Source organism: Sphingobacterium sp. 2149 (assembly GCF_031455655.1).
In the GTDB taxonomy this organism is placed as follows: domain Bacteria; phylum Bacteroidota; class Bacteroidia; order Sphingobacteriales; family Sphingobacteriaceae; genus Sphingobacterium.
Genome location: NZ_JAVDTD010000001.1, coordinates 384805 through 404923, shown reverse-complemented (window position 1 = coordinate 404923; position 20119 = coordinate 384805). Strand labels below are relative to the sequence as shown.

The window sequence follows — 20119 nt, the reverse complement described above, 5'->3', positions numbered from 1 at the left end:
TCAATCCAACCATGAAAACAACATTAAAAATAGCAAAAACAGAACTGCAGGTACTCTTTTACTCACCTGTTGCCTGGCTTGTCCTGATGATCTTTACCTTTCAGATAGGCTACTTATTTTCTGCTTCCTATGCCGGGATGGTGCAGTTGCAGTCCATGAAAATCGACCTTATCAATACCACTGAAAGCCTATTTTCATCGGCCTGGGGTGGTATATATCCCAAAGTACAGTCTTATCTCTACCTCTACATGCCCTTATTGACCATGAGCATCATGAGTCGCGAATACAGCAGTGGTTCCATCAAATTACTGTACTCCTCACCCATTACCAACAGCCAGATTATTCTCGGCAAATATATTGCACTGCTGCTTTTTGGTCTTGTCCTCACTTTGTCGGTATCCATCCTCGTTATTTTTACCATGGGTACGGTAGTGCATGCAGACATCGGCCCAATGCTGACAGGCTTGCTCGGACTTTTTCTATTGTTGTCTGCCTATGCTGCTGTCGGTCTTTTTATGTCTTCATTGACCAGCTATAATATTGTGGCTGCTATCGGAACACTCTGTGTATTTGCCATGATGAACTTTGCACGTGGCCTTTGGCAGGACATCCCCTTTGTGCGCGAAATTACCTACTGGCTGGCCATCAACGGCCGTGCCGACACCTTTATCGCAGGTTTGATCACAACAGAAGACATCCTTTACTTTATACTTGTTAACGTTCTTTTTGTCAGCTACTCTATCTTCCGCCTTCAGGCTATCCGAAAGAAACAGTCGGCCGGTAAAAACCTACTGAAATTTGGCGGCATCACCCTGGCCGTGTTCTTCATCGGATACCTGACCACACTCCCCTTTATCAAGCTATACTACGACAGCACCTACCGAAAAAGCAATACGCTACGCCCCAGTAGCCAAGCGATCATGGACAAACTAACCGGTGGATTTAAGATCACCACTTACGTCAATATGCTCGATGGCAACAGTTTTATCGGCTTACCCTCGTCGTATAAAACCGATGTGGGCTCGTTTGAGAAATACATCCGTTTCAAGCCCGAAATAGAAATGGAATACGTGTATTACTACCATCAGACTGACAATCCCATTCTCGACCGACAGTTTCCAAAGCTCAATGCCGAACAGCGACTGGACACCCTGCGGAAATTCAACAAATGGAATTTTGAGATCCTGCCCTATGAAGCCATCAAAAAACGGGTAGACCTCTCTTCGGAAAACTATCGGTTTGTCCGCGTACTGGAACGTGATAATGGGCGGAAAACCTTTTTACGTGTTTATGATGACATGCAACGCGTACCGATGGAATCAGAAATCAGCGCAGCTATCAAACGTTTGGTGATGGATGAACTACCAGTAGTCGGCTTTGTATCGGGTCATGGCGAGCGCAACAGCAACTCTACCCAAGATCGTGGTTACAAAACCATTACCCAGGAAAAGGCATTCCGTTATTCGATGATCAATCAAGGATTTGATTTTAAAGAGCTTGACCTGTCGAAGCCGGTTCCGGAAAATATCAACATCTTGATTATAGCCGAACCGCGGCAGGCCTATAACGAACAGGAGTTATCCAACCTGCATGCTTACATTGCCAGCGGCCGCAATATGATGCTTGCCGGAGAGCCGGGGCAGGAAGCTATTTTTAACCGCATCGCCGCACCATTGGGCGTTAGCTTGGAACCTGGTGTGCTGGTCAAAAAGCAAGAAGCCTTGCAACCAGACCTGCTGACACTCAAACCAACCCAGGCCGGTGAGGACTTTTCCTATTACCTCAAACCGATGGCCCGTCGCGAAGAGGTTATCACCCTGTTAGGTACAGCCGGTATCCTGGTGTCACCGCAGTCCCCTTTCCAATCCAAGGTACTTTTTGTTTCGGATACGACCGGTACGTGGAATGAGCTTGACAACCTCAATTTCATTGATAGCAGACCCGTTCTCAATATTGCCGCAGGTGAGCGCGAAGGGAGCCGCCCCACAGTGGTGGCACTCTCCCGAAAAGTCGGTAAAAAAGAACAGAAGATACTGGTTACGGGAGATGCGGACTGGATTAGCAACAGTGAGCTTTTCATCAAACGCAATCAAGTCAATGCATCCAACTTTTCTCTCGTCAGCGCAGCTTTCTCCTGGCTTAGTGATGGCGAAGTACCCGTGGATATGCGTCTGCCCGATTCGATTGATAAAAGCCTACGGATTGGCGAAAGCAGCTGGACCTATTTTGAATTGCTGATCAAATACCTTATACCACTGAGTATGCTGAGCGTCGGTCTTATTATCTGGATCAGAAGAAGGGGGCGTTAATTATGGGATTATTAATAGACAAACAGACCCGGGACGATCTATCGATTTTTGCAGCAAGGGGTACCGCATCCATCTTTGGCCTCTATAACAAAACGGCTACCTCCGGCGGAGCCGAAATATTGGAAGAATGGTTTAACTATCCACTTTCAGATGCGCAGGCCATTGGCAGACGTACGGCTACCATTCAGCATTTTATGGATCAGCCCATGCTATTTCCCTTCCAGTCCAGCTGGTTTGACCAGGCTTTATTTTATTTGGACATGGCCGATGAACGTAGCCGCCTGCGGACAGGAAGTCTGACTTTAAAAGAACGCTTTCAGCAATTTGTTGGTGGCGATACCGATTACAAAAAAGTGGTTGCCGGCATCATTGCCTGCAGTAAAATTATGCACGCCTGGAAAGCGCTTATCCATTCCAGCGCAGGCCCCGAAGGTAGCTACCAGGAAGAATTAAAGCAATGGGCGCTCAAATTTGAGAACAGTGGATTAGAGCAGATTCCTTTGCTTCAAGAAAAAGAGCCGCTAAAGCGTGAGACAGTTATCCAGTACGACAATATCCTCCGCTTTGAGGAAAAAGATCTTTTGTTAGCTATCCTACGTGATATTTATACCTTCGATGTTTACCTCAGTGTCGCCCAGGTTGCCAATGAGCAGCGTTTCGTCCTTCCAACAGTCGACAGCAGTATGGATCAACGCCTCATCTATGAAGGTGTTTTTCATCCACTGGTCAAGAATGCCAAAGGCAACGACCACCACATGGATCGTTTAAACAATATCACCTTCCTGACGGGAGCCAATATGGCTGGAAAGTCTACCTTTATGAAGTCTTTGGGTATTGCACTGTACTTGGCCCATGTCGGCTTCCCGGTGCCCGCAAAACGCTTGGTATTCAGTCCCCGGGACGGAATTTTCACCTCGATCAATCTCCCCGACAATATTGCAATGGGCTATAGCCATTTTTTTGCCGAGGTCTTACGGATTAAAAAGGTCGCGCAGCAGCTCGCTGAAGGTCGCAGGCTCTTCGTCATTTTCGATGAGATGTTTCGAGGGACCAATGTTAAGGATGCCTTCGAGGGCACGGTTGAAGTGGTCTCAAGGCTATACCATCACCCCAGATGTCAGTTTGTGCTATCCACCCATATTCTCGAAGCCGGAGAGCAGCTGATGCAATCGTATCCCGATATCAAATTTGTTTTTCTACCTACAAACATGGTACAAGGCAAACCGCATTACAGCTATGCGCTGCAACAGGGGATTTCGGAAGATAGGCATGGCATGATCATCATAGAAAACGAAGGCATCATTGATTTATTAACTTCTCAAAAACAAAAGGGCGCATGAGTTTCATCATTGATAAACAAACACTTCAGGATCTCAATATTTCCGGAAAATATAAACGCGATTCCATCTTTTCACTTTATAATAAGACCGAGACTTTTGGCGGGGAGTTGCTGCTCGAAAAACTATTCCTACAGCCCTTTACCGACCCTGCGGCCATTGATAGACAAGCAGCGCTGATTTCATTTTTCAGAAGTTCGCAGCGGACATTCCAGATCAACCCCGATGATCTCGATATTGTGCAAAATTTTACCAATAGTTATTCGGAACAGCGTTTTACCTTGGCCCTCGTCCATGCAGGCCGCCGCAAACTGCTGGCCGCGCTGGGTTTAAAAGAAGAAAAGAAATACCTGGAATCCGGCATTCGTGCCACCCTTCGGATCATGCTGCATTTAGCCAGTTACCTATCCGAACTTCAGCAGCAAGACAAAGTAGGGCTGCTTCGGGGAAGCATCTTTGATCAAGCCTGGCTGCGCGAGGAATACACCCAACTATCGCAACTACAGCATAAAATCGAATCTTATGCGGACAGCATCCCGCTTGGTCTAGCGGCAAGCTGTGATTATCAATTGCGGCAAAAGTGGTCCAAAGAAATTCAGCAGAGTCTCTCAGCCATCTATCACATCGATCTTTATCAGTCCATTGCTTCTGTGGCCAACGCCAGAGGGTTTGTCAGGGCAGAAGTACTTGCAGCAGAACGACAACATATTCTGCTTGAAAATGTTTACCATCCTACTATTCCCAACGCCGTGGGCAATGACCTCACGTTTGATGGAGAGCAGAATCTTCTCTTTCTGACTGGGGCAAATATGGCTGGAAAATCCACCTACATGAAAAGCTTTGGCATCGCCATCTATCTTGCCCATATTGGCCTTCCGGTACCGGCCAACCGCATGTCATTTTCTGTAAAAGATGGTTTATATAGCTCCATCAACGTGTCGGACGACATCGATATGGGACACAGCCACTATTATGCGGAAGTGCTCCGCGTCAAAAAGGTGGCCGAGTATGTCAACCAAGGTAAAAATATGGTGGTTATTTTTGATGAACTCTTCAAAGGTACCAATGTCAAGGATGCCTTTGAAGCCACCCTTACCGTCACACGCGCCTTTCAGCAACACCACAATTGCCAGTATCTGATTTCTACACACATTGTTGAAGTAGGCCAGCAGCTGCAGCAAGAAGATCGTTCGGTTCAGTTTATCTATATGCCTACCGAAATGCGCGGCCAAGTGCCCTACTACGCTTATCGCTCGGCGCAAGGAATCAGCAGTGACAAACATGGTATGGTACTGATCCAAAAAGAAAACGTACTTGAATTATTAGAACACAACAGCAAATAGTTAAACATGCGAAACACCACCCTATTTTTCACACTTCTGGCCCTATCCATTGGAGCAGCAGCACCAACAGTCAGCTATGCCCAAAAAGCAAAGCCAGTAAATTCCGTCAGTTTAAATAAGCCTATACCCCTTGACCCCGCTATTAAGGTAGGAAAACTGCCCAACGGTTTTCACTATTTTATCCTGCGGAACAGCGAGCCCAAAGAACGCGTGCTTTTTTACCTGGCCAACAAGGTCGGCTCGCTACAGGAAACTGACAAACAGCAAGGACTAGCCCACTTTTTGGAACATATGAACTTCAATGGGACAACCCATTTTCCAAAGAATAACCTTGTAGACTACTTACAAAAATCAGGAATACGCTTTGGTGCTGACCTCAATGCTTATACAGGCTTCGAAGAGACCGTATATCAATTGCCTTTACCGACCACAGACCCGGTACTTTTGCGCCAAGGTATCCTGATCATGCGCGACTGGGCGAATGGTGCTTTACTTGAAGATGACGAAATTGATCAGGAGCGCGGTGTCATTCTTGAGGAGAAACGGCAGCGCGGTGGTCTTTCGCACCGCCTACAGGAAAAAACGTTTCCTTTATTGACGAATCAATCGCGTTATGCATTCCGTATGCCAATCGGAACCGATGAAGTGCTCAACAATTTCAAGCACCAAGAGATCCGGCAGTTTCATAAAGACTGGTACCGTCCCGAACTACAGGCGCTAATCGTCGTAGGCGATATCGACGTCAATGCAATCGAAAAAGAGATTGTCGCTCAATTTTCCGGATTAAAAAATCCAAAGAACGCCCCACGATCCAAAAGCTATCCAATTGCGCTAACCGGCAAGAACCAATTTTTAGCCTTTACCGATCCCGAAGTCACGCAAAGCTCCCTGCAGATTTTATATAAACAAGAAGCACGGAAAACGAGGCAACTAAGCGACTATAAAAACGCATTGGCTAAAGATTTCTTTATTCAGCTCTGTAATATGCGTCTTGCCGAACAAACGCGGAAATCGGCGACACCCTATCTGGCAGCATCGCTAAGCAACAGTGCACTTGTGGGCAATATCGAAACCAACGGCATCCAGATTACACCGAAGCCCGATAGTCTGCAATCCAGTATCAATGCCGTATATTACACACTGGCCCAGATTGCCAAACACGGTTTTACCAACGATGAAGTCGATCGGTTGAAGTCCGACTACCGCAGCATGCTGATACAGAGCCTCAAAGAATACGACAAAACAGACTCCAAATCCTTTATGGATCAGATTCTGGCCTACTACCTCAAAGGAGATCCCGCTCCTTCTTTCCAATTTCTGCAGCCTATCCTGCTCAATGCACTGGAGGAAATCCGTATGAACGATATCCTGACCTATGGTAAAGAATTCGAAGGTCATCAGAATCGCGACATGGTGTTGGTTTATAATGACGATGTTAAGGTAGTGCCCAACGAGTCTACATTGAATGACTGGATCGTCAACGCATCAAAACAGGAGGTAAGCGCCTATCAAGAAGAACAACTTGCAGAACAATTATTACCCACTTTACCACAGCCTGGACAGATTGTCAGCGAACAGGATGATCAGAAAGTAGGCACGCAGACGCTTTTGCTCAGCAATGGCGCCAAGGTTATCCTCAAGCCTACCAATTTAAAAAACGATGAAATCCTGTTGACCTCTTATAGTCCTGGCGGATATTCCCAGTATGCACTTAAAGATTTTCAGTCCGCAACCAATGCTGTCGCTATCGTTACCAACAGCGGACTAGGTCCTTTTAATTCACTTCAGCTCTCGCGCTACCTCAATGGCAAGAATGCCACGGCCAGCCCTTTTATCAATGAAATCGGCGAAGGCATTAAAGCACAAGCTAACCGTGAAGATCTACAGACCGCATTTGAGCTCGTGTACGGTTATTTCACCGTGCCGCGTTTAGATCGGGAAATTAATAAGACCAATCTCGAAAAAACCAAGTTGTCTCTCAAAAACAGGCAGCAGCAGGCCAGTACCTTCTTTAGCGATTCTATTGCTGCCGTTTTGTACAACAACGATCCACGTAAGAATGCCCCCACCTTAAAAAAAATCGAGGAGATTGACTTTGACCGCTCTTTTGAAATCTATAAAGACCGATTTGCGGATGCTTCAGATTTCACATTTGTGATCGTCGGCAATTTTGACCGTGCTTTTATAGATCCCTATATCAAGCAATATTTGGCCACCTTGCCCAGCATCCAACGCAAAGAATCCTTTGTAGACAACGGCGTTTATCCGCCAAAGGTGGGTATGCAACGCTCCATTCATAAGGGAAAAGAAGAGAAGTCCACCGTGGCAATGGCCTATCTCGGTACTTACGAAGATTATAGCGAATTCAATAATCTGTTGATGGACGCCTTATCAAGCAGCCTAACCATCAAACTGACCGAACGACTACGGGAAAAAGAAGGCGGTATTTATTCCATCAGCGTATCTCCTTCCCTTGCGAAGAATCCACGAAAGCGGTTTGGTATGAATATATCTTTCACTACGGCCCCCGGACAAGTGGATAAACTTGTGGCCGCCGCCCTCGAAGAGATTGAACTGATCCGTAAACATGGGCCATCGCAGGAAGATATTGATAAATACATTGCCGAAAAACTGCTGAGTAGCAGTCAGCAGCTGCAATACAATGGTTTTTGGTTGTCATACCTATTGAGCAGTTCCATTGATCAGCTTGATGCGGCGCGTATTTTTAATGAGCGTGAGCAAATAAAGTCGATTACTCCCGCAAAGGTGCAAGAACTCGCGCAGAAATACCTGGAGCCAAGCCATCTGTTTCAGTTTACACTTTATCCTGAGCAATAATTCGCTGTTGTTTGTTTCATTATATCAGTCATCGTAAGGTGACAGAGAGCCGTTTGAGAAATCTCAAACGGCTTTATTATACCATGGGGGTTAACTTATCCGCTTGTTATCCGCATAAGCCATCAGCATACTACCCTACTGCTGGTACCGCCCTGAGATTTGTATTCGAACTGTCCATTTTCGAACAAATACCGTTCGCGTCCGAACAAGTCCTCTATTCAAAACCGATATGAACACCTCATTTACAGCGCATTGAAATATTGGCAGATAAATTGGTTAGCATAAATACACAACACGTTATTATGCTTTCAAATTATCTCAAAATTGCCTTTCGCCATCTTTCAAAGAATAGTGGTTTTACCGCAATAAATAGTATCGGACTAGCTTCTGGAATGACTGCTGCACTGCTGATCATGCTATGGGTAAAGAGCGAATTTAGCTTTGACCGATTTTATACCAACAACGATCAGATCTATGCTGTAGGGATGAACGATGTGTGGGAAGGTGAAGCCGTAGAGCATTTTTATACCCCTAAACCGATGGCTCGGGCTTTAAAAACTGACTTTCCAGAAATACATACCATTACACGAGTGGATAAGGGCACTGGATTTCTGTTAACCCATCAAGAAACCAAACTCGCGAAAGAACCCGGTGTTTTCGTCGATAGCACATTCTTAAAAATATTTGATTATCAAGTGATCGCGGGCAATCCGCTCGAGGCATTAAAAAATCCCAATCAGATTGTCTTGACAAAATCTTTGGCGGAAAGATTATTTGGGCATTCAAACCCTATCAACCAGACAATCCGATTGGACAGCACCCAAGTCTCAACGGTGTCTGCCATCATTGAAGACATTCCAGACCATTCGTTTATGAAAGGAAGCACCTATCTGGTCCCTTGGACATTAATGGAGAAGATAGGCTATTCAGATGATTATTGGGGAAATAATTCCATTCAGACCTACATTAAGCTGAATAAAAATGTAAACGTCGATCAGTTCCAAAAGAATATTAAATATTTCCTGAGAAAGCACACAGACACCAAAGCTGTCAATTTTATTCAACCTATTGGCGATAAGTGGCTATACAGCAGTTTTACCGAGAAGGGAAAGCCAACCTCGCCACGCATTGTGCTGGTTCGTTCATTTATTGCCATTGCCTGTTTGATCCTGATCATTGCCTGCATTAATTTTATGAATTTAAGTACGGCACAGAGTGAAAAAAGAGCGAAGGAAGTGGGGGTCCGAAAAGTCGTGGGTGCAAATAAAAAATGGCTGATCGGGCAGTTCCTCACAGAATCTATGGTAATCTCATGCATTGCAGGCCTATTCTCTCTGTTAATTACTTTAGTAGTGCTTCCCTATTTTAATGAATTGGTCTTGAGAAAGCTTGCTATCCCGTTTGACGATCTTACTTTCTGGGCGATGTTTGCAGGATTTATTTTAGTTGCGGGACTTCTTTCAGGAAGCTACCCAGCATTTTATCTTTCTTCCTTCCTCCCAACAAAAGTGTTGAAACGCAAATTTCTTGCTATTCAACAGAAATTCAATCCGCGTAAAATCCTGGTTATTTCCCAATTTTGCATTGCAATCATTCTTATCATCACCACATTATCCATTCATCGACAAATAAAATATGCTCAAAATAGAGCAATCGGCTATAACAAGGAAAGCCTGGTCAGTATTATCGATCAAGGAGAAATCAGCAAAAACAGATTACTGATAAAAAACAGATTACTTTCTTCGGGAATCGCCAAGCAGGTATCCAGAACCTCCTCCCCGCTAACACAGGCGATGAGCTTCAACTACATGGAATGGCAGGGTAAGCCCAAAGATAATAATACCATTTTTGCCCGAATGGGAGCCGACGAAAACCTGGTCAACACGGCAGAGCTGCAGTTAGTTGCCGGACGCGATTTTGATTTGACAAAATTTCCTACAGACTCTACTGCTATGATCATCAATGAATCAGCTGCCAAAATATTTAACTTTGACGATCCAATCGGCAAAACAGTTGTCGATGGTAGTCATTGGCACATCGTAGGGATAGTGAAGGATTTTATTCAGGAATCGCCCTTCAGCCCTATTAGTCCACTGGTCATCCAGGGAGCTTCTGCAGGCACGCATGTTACCAATATCCGCATCCATGATCATCTGTCCACGTCCGATGCGCTTGCGGCAATGGAGAAGATCTTTAAAGAGTATAATCCCGACTACCCCTTTGAATATTCTTTTGTAGACAGCAAGTACGCCGAAAAATTTAAAGATTTTCAACAATTGGGCACACTTTCAACGCTATTTTCACTGTTGACCATTTTTATTTCGTGTCTCGGTTTATATGGTCTGACAGCTTACATGGCTGAGAGCAGGACCAAAGAAATTGGTATCCATAAAGTATTGGGCGCTTCTATTTTTAAGATTATGCGTATGCTATCTCAAGAATTTGTCCTGTTAATTCTTTTGTCCTGTTTAGTCGCCTTTCCGATCGCCTATTATATTGCCGATGACCTCCTCAGCGAATATACTTATCGCATTACTATCACCTGGGACATCTTTGTTACTGCGGGAATGGGCGCGCTGCTAATAGCATTACTCACCATCAGTTATCACGCGATCAAAGCAGCCCTCATCAATCCGGTTGTCAGTTTGAGAGACGAGTAAAATCATTTATATTTGTGTGACGAACAATTATTAATATTTCTGCTAAAGCAATGAAAATAAGCGTGCTATTTTTATGGATACTTGTAAGTTTACCGATTTTGAACTTTGCTCAAAACTGCACTTGTGAATCCAATTTTTTGTGGGTAAAAAAAACGTTTGAAGAGAATGATGCTGGCTTTCAATACATCATCAGCAAAAGGGGACTGGATGCCTATGCTTTACACAATGCCCTGTATCTTGAAAAAGTTAAAAAATTGCCCAACAATCAGGAGTGTGCCCGACTGCTCAATCAGTGGGTCCGTTTCTTTCGTAATGGACATATCGGCGTAAATTATGTTGGAAAAACAACGGAAGTTAATAATCAGGCTACAAAAAAAACCGAGCAGCCTATTGGAGAGGTCCAAAATCCGCTGAACGCCACAAAACCATTTTTCGAAAAAATCAATGAAAGCACTGCTTACATTCGGGTTCCAGATTTTGAAATAACCGAAAAGGATGCGATCGACAGCGTGATATTAGCCAACCGGAAGATCATCTTATCGACCGAAAATTTTATTATTGACGTTAGAAATAATCCAGGGGGAAGCGATGCGAGCTACAGCAGCTTGATTCCGTTGCTGTACACGCAACCGATAAGAACAGTCGGTGCCTTGTTTTATTCGACCGACTTAAACAATCAACGTATGCTGGAACTAAGCCAAAACCCCGATTTTGATGAAGAATCGAAGCAGACATTCAAAAAATACTACGAGAAGTTGGCGGCACATAAAGGCGAGTATATTGATTTGTTCGATAAAAAAGTTAACATCACCAAGCAGGATACGGCCTACCCTTATCCCAAAAACATCGGGATCCTCATCAATGAAAATAACGGGAGCACAACGGAGCAATTTTTATTGTCCGCCATGCAAAGTAAAAAGGTAAAATTGTATGGTCGAACAACCAAAGGAATGCTCGATATCTCTAACGTCAATATTGTGACATCACCCTGTGGGGATATTGAACTGTACTATGGCTTATCTAAAAGTTTCCGTATTCCAGAATTCCCTGTAGACGACATTGGATTACGGCCCGACGTATTTATTGATAAGACCATTGATGCAAACGAATGGATAAATTTTGTGAGCGATCACCTTAATGGGAAATGATATGCTATTTCTGCTCTGCGCGCTTGGCATGCACCCAATAGCTAAAAGCCTCATCAATGTTGAATATGCCTTCTGGTGTGAGTATGAAAACCCTATGAGGACGGAAAATTCCCGCCCTCATAGGGTTAATCCTTTTATTTGATCAGCTTACTTATTTTGTCGGCGACATCTTCCCCCCTTAGGTTACTACCAATAATGACACCATTAGGATCGAGCAAAAAATTCTGCGGGACAGAACTGATACCATACAAAACAGCGGCCTCATTTTTCCATCCTTTTAAATCACAGACATGTATCCACGGTAAACCATCCTGTTTCACCGCATGTTCCCAGACATCCTTATTACTATCCAGGGAGACACCTACAATTTCAAAGTTTTTGTCTTTCAGCTCCGCATAGGCTTTGATCAGATGTGGATTCTCCGCCCTACAAGGTGCACACCAGCTAGCCCAAAAATCGATCAGCACATATTTACCGCGTAATGAAGCAAGATCAAAAAGCTTACTCTGTAGATCCATCTGTTTAAAATAAGTTGCTTTTACGCCTACCTGTCCCCGTTTGGTGGCTATGATCTGTTGCTGGGCCAACACCCCCAGCTTAGACGCACGCAAGGAGCTGGAAAACTGCTGAAACAAGGGTTCCATCTCCTCGGGATTAAATCTTCCGAACAGAAGATTATAGTAAAAAACGTCCAAGCCCATATACGTATTAAAATGCTTGCGTACAAAGTCAGTCCTTATCTGTTTTATCTCCTTAACAAGTCGGGCTACACTATCCGATGCCCTATGCCACGCCTCATCTTTAGTTTTACCTGCAAATTTGTTATTCAGTTGGATAATTTTTTCACTTAATGGTTTTATGGCATCTTCAATTTCCTTGCTTTCATCTTCGGCCACCGATCCTTCTACACGGGCATGTTTAATGGAATCCTGTGCTTTCAGGGTGATAGCTGAGTTTTCAATAAAAAAAGCAATGTAATCGTTATCTGAGCTAGATTTCAGAGCTGTGTTGCGAACAACCGATACCATCGCCCTTTCTGGCTGGTCTACTTTTCCGGTAAATCGAAATCTTCCATTGACCACATCCACCGAATCTTTGCTCCTATAACGTTCATTTTCCACCATGAGCAAATAAGCCTTCGCGGGCGATCGCAGGTTAAGTACTTCGCCGCTTACTGTAAAACCGCGTTGTGCCATCAAGCCTATCGGCAGGAAAGCCAGAGCCAAACATACAATTCTAAAAATATTTTTCATTTTTTCTCTATTTATCATTTAACTAAAATCCCAAAATTTCGCCCAGCTTTTTATCCAGATCCTCGCCACGCAGATTTTTGGCAAGGATTACCCCCTCTGGAGAAATCAGATAATTTGTCGGAATAGCCTGTACGCCGTAATCTACTGCAGCTTGACTTTTAAAACCTTTTAGTTCAGATACCTGTGTCCAGGGCATGCCATCCTGCGCTACCGCATGAAGCCAGGCTTTGCGTGCATTCGGGTCATCCAAAGAAACACCTAGAATCGTAAATTTTTTACTTTTAAATTTATTATATGCCTTTAGCAGGTTAGGGTTTTCTGCACGACAGGGGGTGCACCACGACGCCCAAAAATCGACCAGCACGTACTGTCCCCTAAAATCAGCTAGTTTCACCAATCTCCCGGAGGAATCGGGCTGCACAAAATCCATGGCTTGTGCACCAATATTTGTTTTTTTTCCCTTATCGATTATACTGAGCAATTGCTGGCCCAATTTCGATTGCCGGAGCTCAGGACTAAAATGAGCAAACCTGCGCTCCGCCGTGTCTGGATTAAAATTGTATCCTAATTCCACCTCATTAAAAGTATACAATGCGATGAAAGAATTTGGATACTCGGCAATAAAGATCCGGCTGACGCTGTCGTATCCAATTTGCGTTTCTTTCATAACCTTGCCAAGAGGCTTGGTCAATAATGTATCCTTTTTCTGCTCCGGTGTCCAGCTGTAAAACACCTGTTTTATGGAATCTGCAACCTTTCGATAGGGTGCACGCAAGCCAATAAGAACCTCGTTTTCGGCATTGCTTCTCGAGCCACTGATCCGAGCTTCATCAAATGAAGAAGCCGATTCGACAGTAATCTTGGCATTTTCAAGATAAAAATACAGGTATTCATCAGGTTTGGCCATATTACCCTTTGAATCGGTGTTTCGCAACATTAAAATTGCAAAGAGGGGATTTTCAACATTCCCTTTGAAGGTGAATTGCCCTTTCTTTAACATCGTCGAATCTTTCAGCTCATTGCCATCTTTGTAATAGCTCAGATACACTTTTGCCGAAGTTATTGACGGATTTAATTTACCTTGTAATAAAAAGCCGTTTTGAGCCATCAGCGTCCAGGGGGCAAACAAGGCAAATACGATTAAAAATTTAATGATCTTCATTTTTTATATGATTTATTGATTTTAAGTTTAAGGAACCAATGATATATCACTGATAAATATTGTGGAATACGTTGATGAATATTTGACAGACGATAGTGCAGTGAAGCGAAGGTGCCTTGCCGTAGTGATTCCTATGTCCAGTGTTTGCCTATTGTTGACAATGTCTCCGGAAAAGGTTCCTTTATTCACCCAATTTATCCCATCCATACTTGTTTCGATCTGTATCGAAGTTGGATAACCGCCTTGTGCAGGATAATTCAACTGGGTGGGCAATGCATAACTTACGGCCGAAAACGTTACATCACGATTAAAATTAAGGGTAATCCATTGTGGCATCGACTCGGTAATATCGCTTGCCCAGTAGGTACCCGTTTTATTATCATCTATAACGTTACTTGCGGCAAAGGCATTCAAGGTGGAAGATACTTCGCCTATTGTCCAGCCGATTTTACTGATCAACAATGGCTTGCCGGTTTTAAGCACATAATACAATACTTTACTGCTGGCAGGGCCTTCCAGTAAGCCATCAACTGATCGAATGACTATGGGAAGCACATAGGTACTGTATTCTAGCAACTTCGTTTGCCCGATAATATTGATCTCAGCAGCCTCAGACTTCGTTTGTCCAGCTTGCAGGTGTACCTGCGGCTTGTAAAAAAAATACGAACTGGGCGGCATTAGCAATGCCGAACCATACTTCATACGGTAAATGCTGAGCTTTGCAGTGTCGACGGCAAACTCTACCCAATGATTGCTGTTGGAGGTTCCTGTGGCCATTGCCGCCCTCAGATTAAGCTGAATGATCGTATCGGCCTCCAGCGATATCGGCAACTGAATACTGTCTCTCTCTGGTGGAACATCAAAGGTCACCACCCCTTCTGCCAAAGGAGCTCTCTCATCTTCTTTTGAGCAAGCCGCCAACAAAAGAGCAATTAAGTAGCCTGTAATATAATAATTTTTCATAACGTTGATTATAAAGGATTTTGCGACATGCCGGGGTTAAAACTTAGTACCTGCAGCGGAATCTGGAGCGTATACCGGTTGCTATGTGGTTCGAGCGTTGCGATTACTTTGCCTGTGGCATCATAACGGTATATTGTCCCCATACGCCCTTCCCTATCAAGCCGCCGCATATCAAACCACCGAAGGCCCGAAAAACCTAGTTCGTGCTGCCGTTCCAACAATACCTGTTCCAGCACCGCCTCTTGGTCAGTTGAAGCAAAGGCCGTGTACGATGCTGGTGCTATACGATTGGATCGTAATTCATCCAGTTGCTGTAAGGCTGTACGCAACTCATTGTTGCGGGCGGCATGTTCGGCGATCATTAGTTTCATTTCCTGCACGGATGTACCGGTATTGACATATTGCAAAGTAGGCGAAACAAGGGCTGGAACAAACAATGTCGCGCCCCGAACGTCGTAAGTATTATTGTCCAAACTCAAAAACAGCCGACGTACCCGCATGTCTCCCTGCGCAAAAGAGCGCATAAAATCCAGGGACGCTGTTAAGTTTCCCAAAACGAATCGACCATAAATCACGTCCTGACGAATTCCCACCAGGTCAGAGCTAGGAAGTGCGGCATTGAGGTTAAGCATGACGGCTTGCGTATTGGAAAGAGCAAGCTCGGCATATTTCCTGGCTTCCTGATAATCTCCGGTATAAAAATACGCCCTTGCAAGCACACTGTACGCCGCTGCTACAGAACCCTTAAGCCGATCCTTAGTGTTGTCGATAGGTAGATCAGGGATGGCCTTTTGGATATCATCTACAATATGTTGAAAGATCTCAGCCGAGGTACTTCGGGGTGGAACCACCTGTGTCACATCGTTGGAGGTCACAAAAGGCACAGCCAGATCCTGCGCGGCAGTGGTTCCATCATAGGGCTGGGCATACTCGTTGAGCAAGTAGAAATATTCCAGCGCACGGCCCAGCAGAGCCTCAGCTTTAAGCCTTTTTTTTGCGGCGGCTGTTCCACCTGTCGCCCGGTCTATTCCCAGCAAAACAGTATTATAGTGATTAATCTTGGCATAATGCTCACCCCATAACAGGGGAGCGCTATTGAGGTCGGAGGAAAATTGCCGTTCCCATAAATACATCAGATGTGCAGGTGATGTGGCGGGGGTGGGTATATTGACAACATCGACCAGATCCGAAAAGAGCATGGTGTAGCCTGATGGCGCACCAAAGCCAACCGCCAGTGAAGGGTCATTGAGCCACTGCTCATAATCGGTAACTGTGGTCAACAAGGTTCTACCCTTAGGCTGTATATCCAGATACTTGTCACAGCCGTACAACGTGAGCAGCAGAACCAGAATAGCTATAGATTGATATGATTTCATGTGTAGCAGATTTAAAAAGTGGTGAATAAAGCTAAGGTGTAAGTCGGTGTCACATAGGTTTTTAGGAAATTTCCTGCAGCAGAACTAAAGTTATATCTGTTAAAGCCCACTGTCCAGAGGTTGGATCCCTGTAGTTTAACTTCAAAATGAGAGAATCCGAGCTTTTTAACAAATCGTTTATCGTCAAAACTATAGGATAACGTCAGATCTCCTAGTGTTATGTAATCTCCATGTACAACGCGTCTATCAGAAAAATTATAGGCATATAGCGCGTTATAAGACCTTCCGCCAAAGGTTTCTAGCGCCGGTATTTGTGTGATGAGCTCATCACCGGAATTTTTCCAGTATTCACCGGAACCGGAAATCGGCCTATAGACACTAGGATTGGGCGCCGGCACCCGAACCTTAAAACCACCATAGTAATTGATCATCGCATAGATGTAAAATGGTCCGATGTCGACCCGGTTGCTGAGCCCTGCATTTATAGTTGGTATCGAGGATCCCGCATAGCGCGTCAACCCGGAAGTGTCGCTAGAAAACACAAGATCTGCCGCGGAGCCACTCGGTGTAGGATGTGTATCGTATAGGGTACCGCGGTCATTCCTGACCAACGGATAGCCCGTATTGTCCAGCCCAGCGTCTTGATAAGTAAACATGGCCCCTACTGGAAAGCCTTTGACGTATCCGAGTAAATTTAACGTCTGCGGATTATAGGGACCACGTTGATATACGTCCAGAACCTTACTGGTATTCCGCCCTAGAATAAACCCTGTATTCCAGTTAAAATTGCGGGTCGACAGCCAGTCGGCGTGCAGGCCGATTTCTAGTCCCTGATTACGGATAGAAGCATTGTTGATAATAGAAGGACTGGTTCCGATGGTCGGATCAATCATTGAATTGCCCAAGAGATCGGTACTATTCTTTTTATAATAGTCGATGGTACCACTGACGCGCTTAAAGATTCTATAACTCAGTCCGGCATTCAGATTCTTGGTCTGCTCCCAGCGTAAGCTACCATTTGCGTACGACAGCTTGCTTAGCGCAGAACTGCTAGGTGAAGTATACTGGTTAAGGGTGTACTGGGCTATTACCTGTGGTAGCGACAATTTGGCAACATTGCCATTAAATCCGTATGAAGCCCGCAGTTTAAGATGGTTGACCCATGCGACATCCGCCATAAAATTTTCTTTTTCAATGTTCCATGCTCCGCCGACAGACCAGAGCGGCTTATACTTATATTTTGGGTCGGTACCGAAAAGGTTGGATTGATCGATACGTGCGCTGGCGCTGATCGAATACCTATCTTTGTAGGAATACAACAGATTGGTAAAGGCCGAGACAAACCTGTCCTCTGCATATTGCTGGTCAAAGAGTAGATCATAGCGATTTGCAAACGGAGAATTGTTGATAAAGGTACCACGAATGGAGCCATTCGTAATTCCTGCGTAGTCCACCGGCTGTTGCAGCAGCGTTTCATCGTTATAACCAAAATAACTGGCCAGGCTTCCCTTGTTGATCACGTTGCGCAATTCGCCCCCGACAATACCGTTAATGGAATGGTCTTCACCTATCTTTTTATTTATGTTGATACTTGCACGTGCGGTATAGCTGGAAAAGTTATTGTGCTGCTGCTGTAAGTAGCCCCCTTTGGGGATATTATATTTTAGCGTCCCGTCTGGGTTTGTTGTCACATAATTGTTGATGTATTTCCGTGCTTCCGATGAGAATTCCGACGCATAGTGTCTGAAATCCGTGTTTGAGTTTTCATATATTCCCCCAAAAGCCAGTTTAATTCCGTTTCCCAATGAATAGACGAAGTTGGCTGTGATATGATTGTTAGCTGTTTTTGTCCGATCGTTTATCTCATTCACATCCACCAGTGGATAGCTCATGACATCGTCTAATCCCCGGCGCATAATGGCATCATTATAAAAAGGGTTCAACGACGATAAAGCTGTTGAATAGGCGGGCTTGCCATTAACATCCCGCAGCCGTTCGAAAGGATAGAGACTTGTCAGATCCGGTACGGGCGCATTTCGGAAACGCATTTCTTGATAATCCATGATCAGCTCCAGTGATAGTTTCGACGACAATTTTAAACGGCTCCTTGCAGATATCGACCAGCGGTTATCGTCGTTATTTAAGTGCGATAGTCGGTTGCCAGTATAATTCGTATTGATGATATAGAGTGCATTTTCGTTGCCACCGGAAGCCTGTAGGTTGTAGGTCTGTGTGGCTGCCATACGCAGAAAAATATCCCTATACTCTTCTTTGTTATCATAGGCCTGAAGTTCGCCATACGCACGGTCAAATTGATCGCTTGTGATCACCTTAGCCGAAGACTGGGCTAAAAGGTAAAATATGGGGGAGCGTGCAGTTTCCTCACCGCTTCCTATAGTGGATAACAGCGGCCAGATATCTGCATTAATGGTGTTGCCATATTGAAACCGCTGAAAATCGGCAAAGATCGCGGAGGCATTATCATCATAGCGGTAGCGTTTGTAATTTTCCCTGGGTGTTAGGCTGAGCGTTGTCCGGAAGTTAAACTTCGGTTTCCCCGCAGCCGCTTGCTTTCTTTCGATAACAATCACCCCATTGGAAGCACGTACCCCGTACACTGTCGCTGCCGCAGCATCTTTGAGTACGGTAACATTTTTTATATCATTTGGATCAATCATATCCAATGTCAATTCGGTTGGATAGCCGTCCACCACAATCAAAGGATTCTGATTGGCGGACATGGTCGATATACCCCGAATATTAAAGAGGCTACGCGAAGATGACTGCGTACTGCCCGGGGTGGTACTTGTAAAGGACACATTGTTGTTAATCATCAATCCCGGTATGCGGTTGACCAACCCGTCTAGAAAATTCGTACTAATACGAGATTCATAGGCTTTGGTATTTATCTGTGCTACCGCACCGGTGCTCTGTTCGGGCTTGATCACCTGATAACCTGTATTCACCGATACAGACACCTCCCCCAGATTACTGACGAGAGGTTCAAGCCGGATCGTCCCCAGATCCTTTTTGGCTGCGATCTCCTGCGAGCTGTAACCAACAAATGCAATGACAAGTGTTGCATTTTCATCAACTCCACGAATCTGGAATGTGCCGTCCGAAGCCGTATTATCGCCTTGCATCCTTCCTTTGACCAGCACTGTTGCTCCGTCGAGCGGTTCCCCAGTCTCGGCATTGACAACACGGCCAGAAATATCTATTTTAGCCTCCCCGAGTACAGCTGGAGGCCGCGATACGGAGCGTATCGCAGGCCGGACGACCACAGACTTTTCTCCCATGATAAAATCCAGGGGTTGATCAGAAAAAAGTCTTTTCAAGACCTCTTTCAATTCCATTTGTCTCACCTCAATACTCACCGGTTTGGCATTCCGAAGCAGCGATGTACTATATAAAAAATCATATCCTGTCTGCGCGCTAATTTTATTAAAAACCTCACCCAGCGGAGCATTCTTCTCCTTGAGCGTTATCTTCTGAGCCAGCACACCAGCACTTGCCTGTAAGATAAAGGTGGTCAAAAAAAGTACGATTAACTTCATTGTCAATAGTATTTTAGGTATACAGCCGGGTGGCCGTACAATAATCTTGGTGTAAAATTTGTACATTTGCAATGCATGGATTTTGGCGACGTACCGTCACATTTACCAGATGATCACGGTACGTCGCATTTCATAAATAATTAGGATGTTATTTTGGAGGTCCATTTTCCAGC

The 20119-nt window shown here is 44.7% G+C and carries 11 protein-coding genes; 6 read left to right on the top strand and 5 right to left on the bottom strand.

The window, feature by feature from the left end; genetic code table 11:
* Positions 1 to 11: 11 nt before the first annotated feature.
* The 6 genes from J2X77_RS01655 to J2X77_RS01630 all read left to right on the top strand — a co-directional run bounded on the left by J2X77_RS01655 (position 12) and on the right by J2X77_RS01630 (position 11635).
* Positions 12 to 2309, top strand: coding sequence for a Gldg family protein (locus J2X77_RS01655; protein WP_209579717.1), 2298 nt, complete (start codon positions 12 to 14; stop codon positions 2307 to 2309).
* 2 nt (positions 2310 to 2311) lie between these two features.
* On the top strand, positions 2312 to 3649 hold the full coding sequence (locus J2X77_RS01650) for a MutS-related protein (protein ID WP_310078675.1): 1338 nt from the start codon (positions 2312 to 2314) through the stop codon (positions 3647 to 3649).
* Complete coding sequence (locus J2X77_RS01645; protein ID WP_310078673.1) at positions 3646 to 4989, top strand: MutS-related protein; 1344 nt, start codon at positions 3646 to 3648, stop codon at positions 4987 to 4989. The genes J2X77_RS01650 and J2X77_RS01645 overlap by 4 nt, the downstream gene beginning before the upstream one ends.
* Positions 4990 to 4995: 6 nt before the next feature.
* Positions 4996 to 7827 carry an insulinase family protein gene (locus tag J2X77_RS01640; RefSeq protein ID WP_310078672.1) on the top strand — a complete coding sequence of 944 codons (2832 nt, stop codon included), beginning with the start codon at positions 4996 to 4998 and terminating at the stop codon, positions 7825 to 7827.
* Between the two features lie 302 nt (positions 7828 to 8129).
* The gene (locus J2X77_RS01635) at positions 8130 to 10487 is read left to right on the top strand and encodes an ABC transporter permease (protein WP_310078670.1); all 2358 of its coding nucleotides are present in this window, start codon (positions 8130 to 8132) and stop codon (positions 10485 to 10487) included.
* Positions 10488 to 10537: 50 nt separating this feature from the next.
* A complete protein-coding gene (locus J2X77_RS01630) occupies positions 10538 to 11635 on the top strand; it encodes a S41 family peptidase (RefSeq protein ID WP_310078668.1) in 1098 nt (365 codons plus the stop codon).
* Between the two features lie 134 nt (positions 11636 to 11769).
* Here the strand turns inward: J2X77_RS01630 and J2X77_RS01625 are convergent, their stop codons facing one another.
* Genes J2X77_RS01625 through J2X77_RS01605 form a run of 5 tightly spaced genes read right to left on the bottom strand, consistent with a single transcriptional unit; the run spans position 11770 to position 19946 of the window.
* The gene (locus tag J2X77_RS01625; protein ID WP_310078666.1) at positions 11770 to 12888 is read right to left on the bottom strand and encodes a TlpA disulfide reductase family protein; all 1119 of its coding nucleotides are present in this window, start codon (positions 12886 to 12888) and stop codon (positions 11770 to 11772) included.
* A gap of 22 nt (positions 12889 to 12910) precedes the next feature.
* On the bottom strand, positions 12911 to 14050 hold the full coding sequence (locus tag J2X77_RS01620) for a TlpA disulfide reductase family protein (protein ID WP_310078664.1): 1140 nt from the start codon (positions 14048 to 14050) through the stop codon (positions 12911 to 12913).
* 27 nt (positions 14051 to 14077) lie between these two features.
* A complete protein-coding gene (locus tag J2X77_RS01615; RefSeq protein WP_310078663.1) occupies positions 14078 to 15013 on the bottom strand; it encodes a BT_3987 domain-containing protein in 936 nt (311 codons plus the stop codon).
* A gap of 8 nt (positions 15014 to 15021) precedes the next feature.
* The gene (locus J2X77_RS01610) at positions 15022 to 16389 is read right to left on the bottom strand and encodes a RagB/SusD family nutrient uptake outer membrane protein (protein WP_310078661.1); all 1368 of its coding nucleotides are present in this window, start codon (positions 16387 to 16389) and stop codon (positions 15022 to 15024) included.
* Positions 16390 to 16400: 11 nt separating this feature from the next.
* Positions 16401 to 19946, bottom strand: a complete 3546-nt coding sequence (locus tag J2X77_RS01605) for a SusC/RagA family TonB-linked outer membrane protein (protein ID WP_310078659.1) — start codon at positions 19944 to 19946, stop codon at positions 16401 to 16403.
* Between the last annotated feature and the right edge of the window lie 173 nt (positions 19947 to 20119).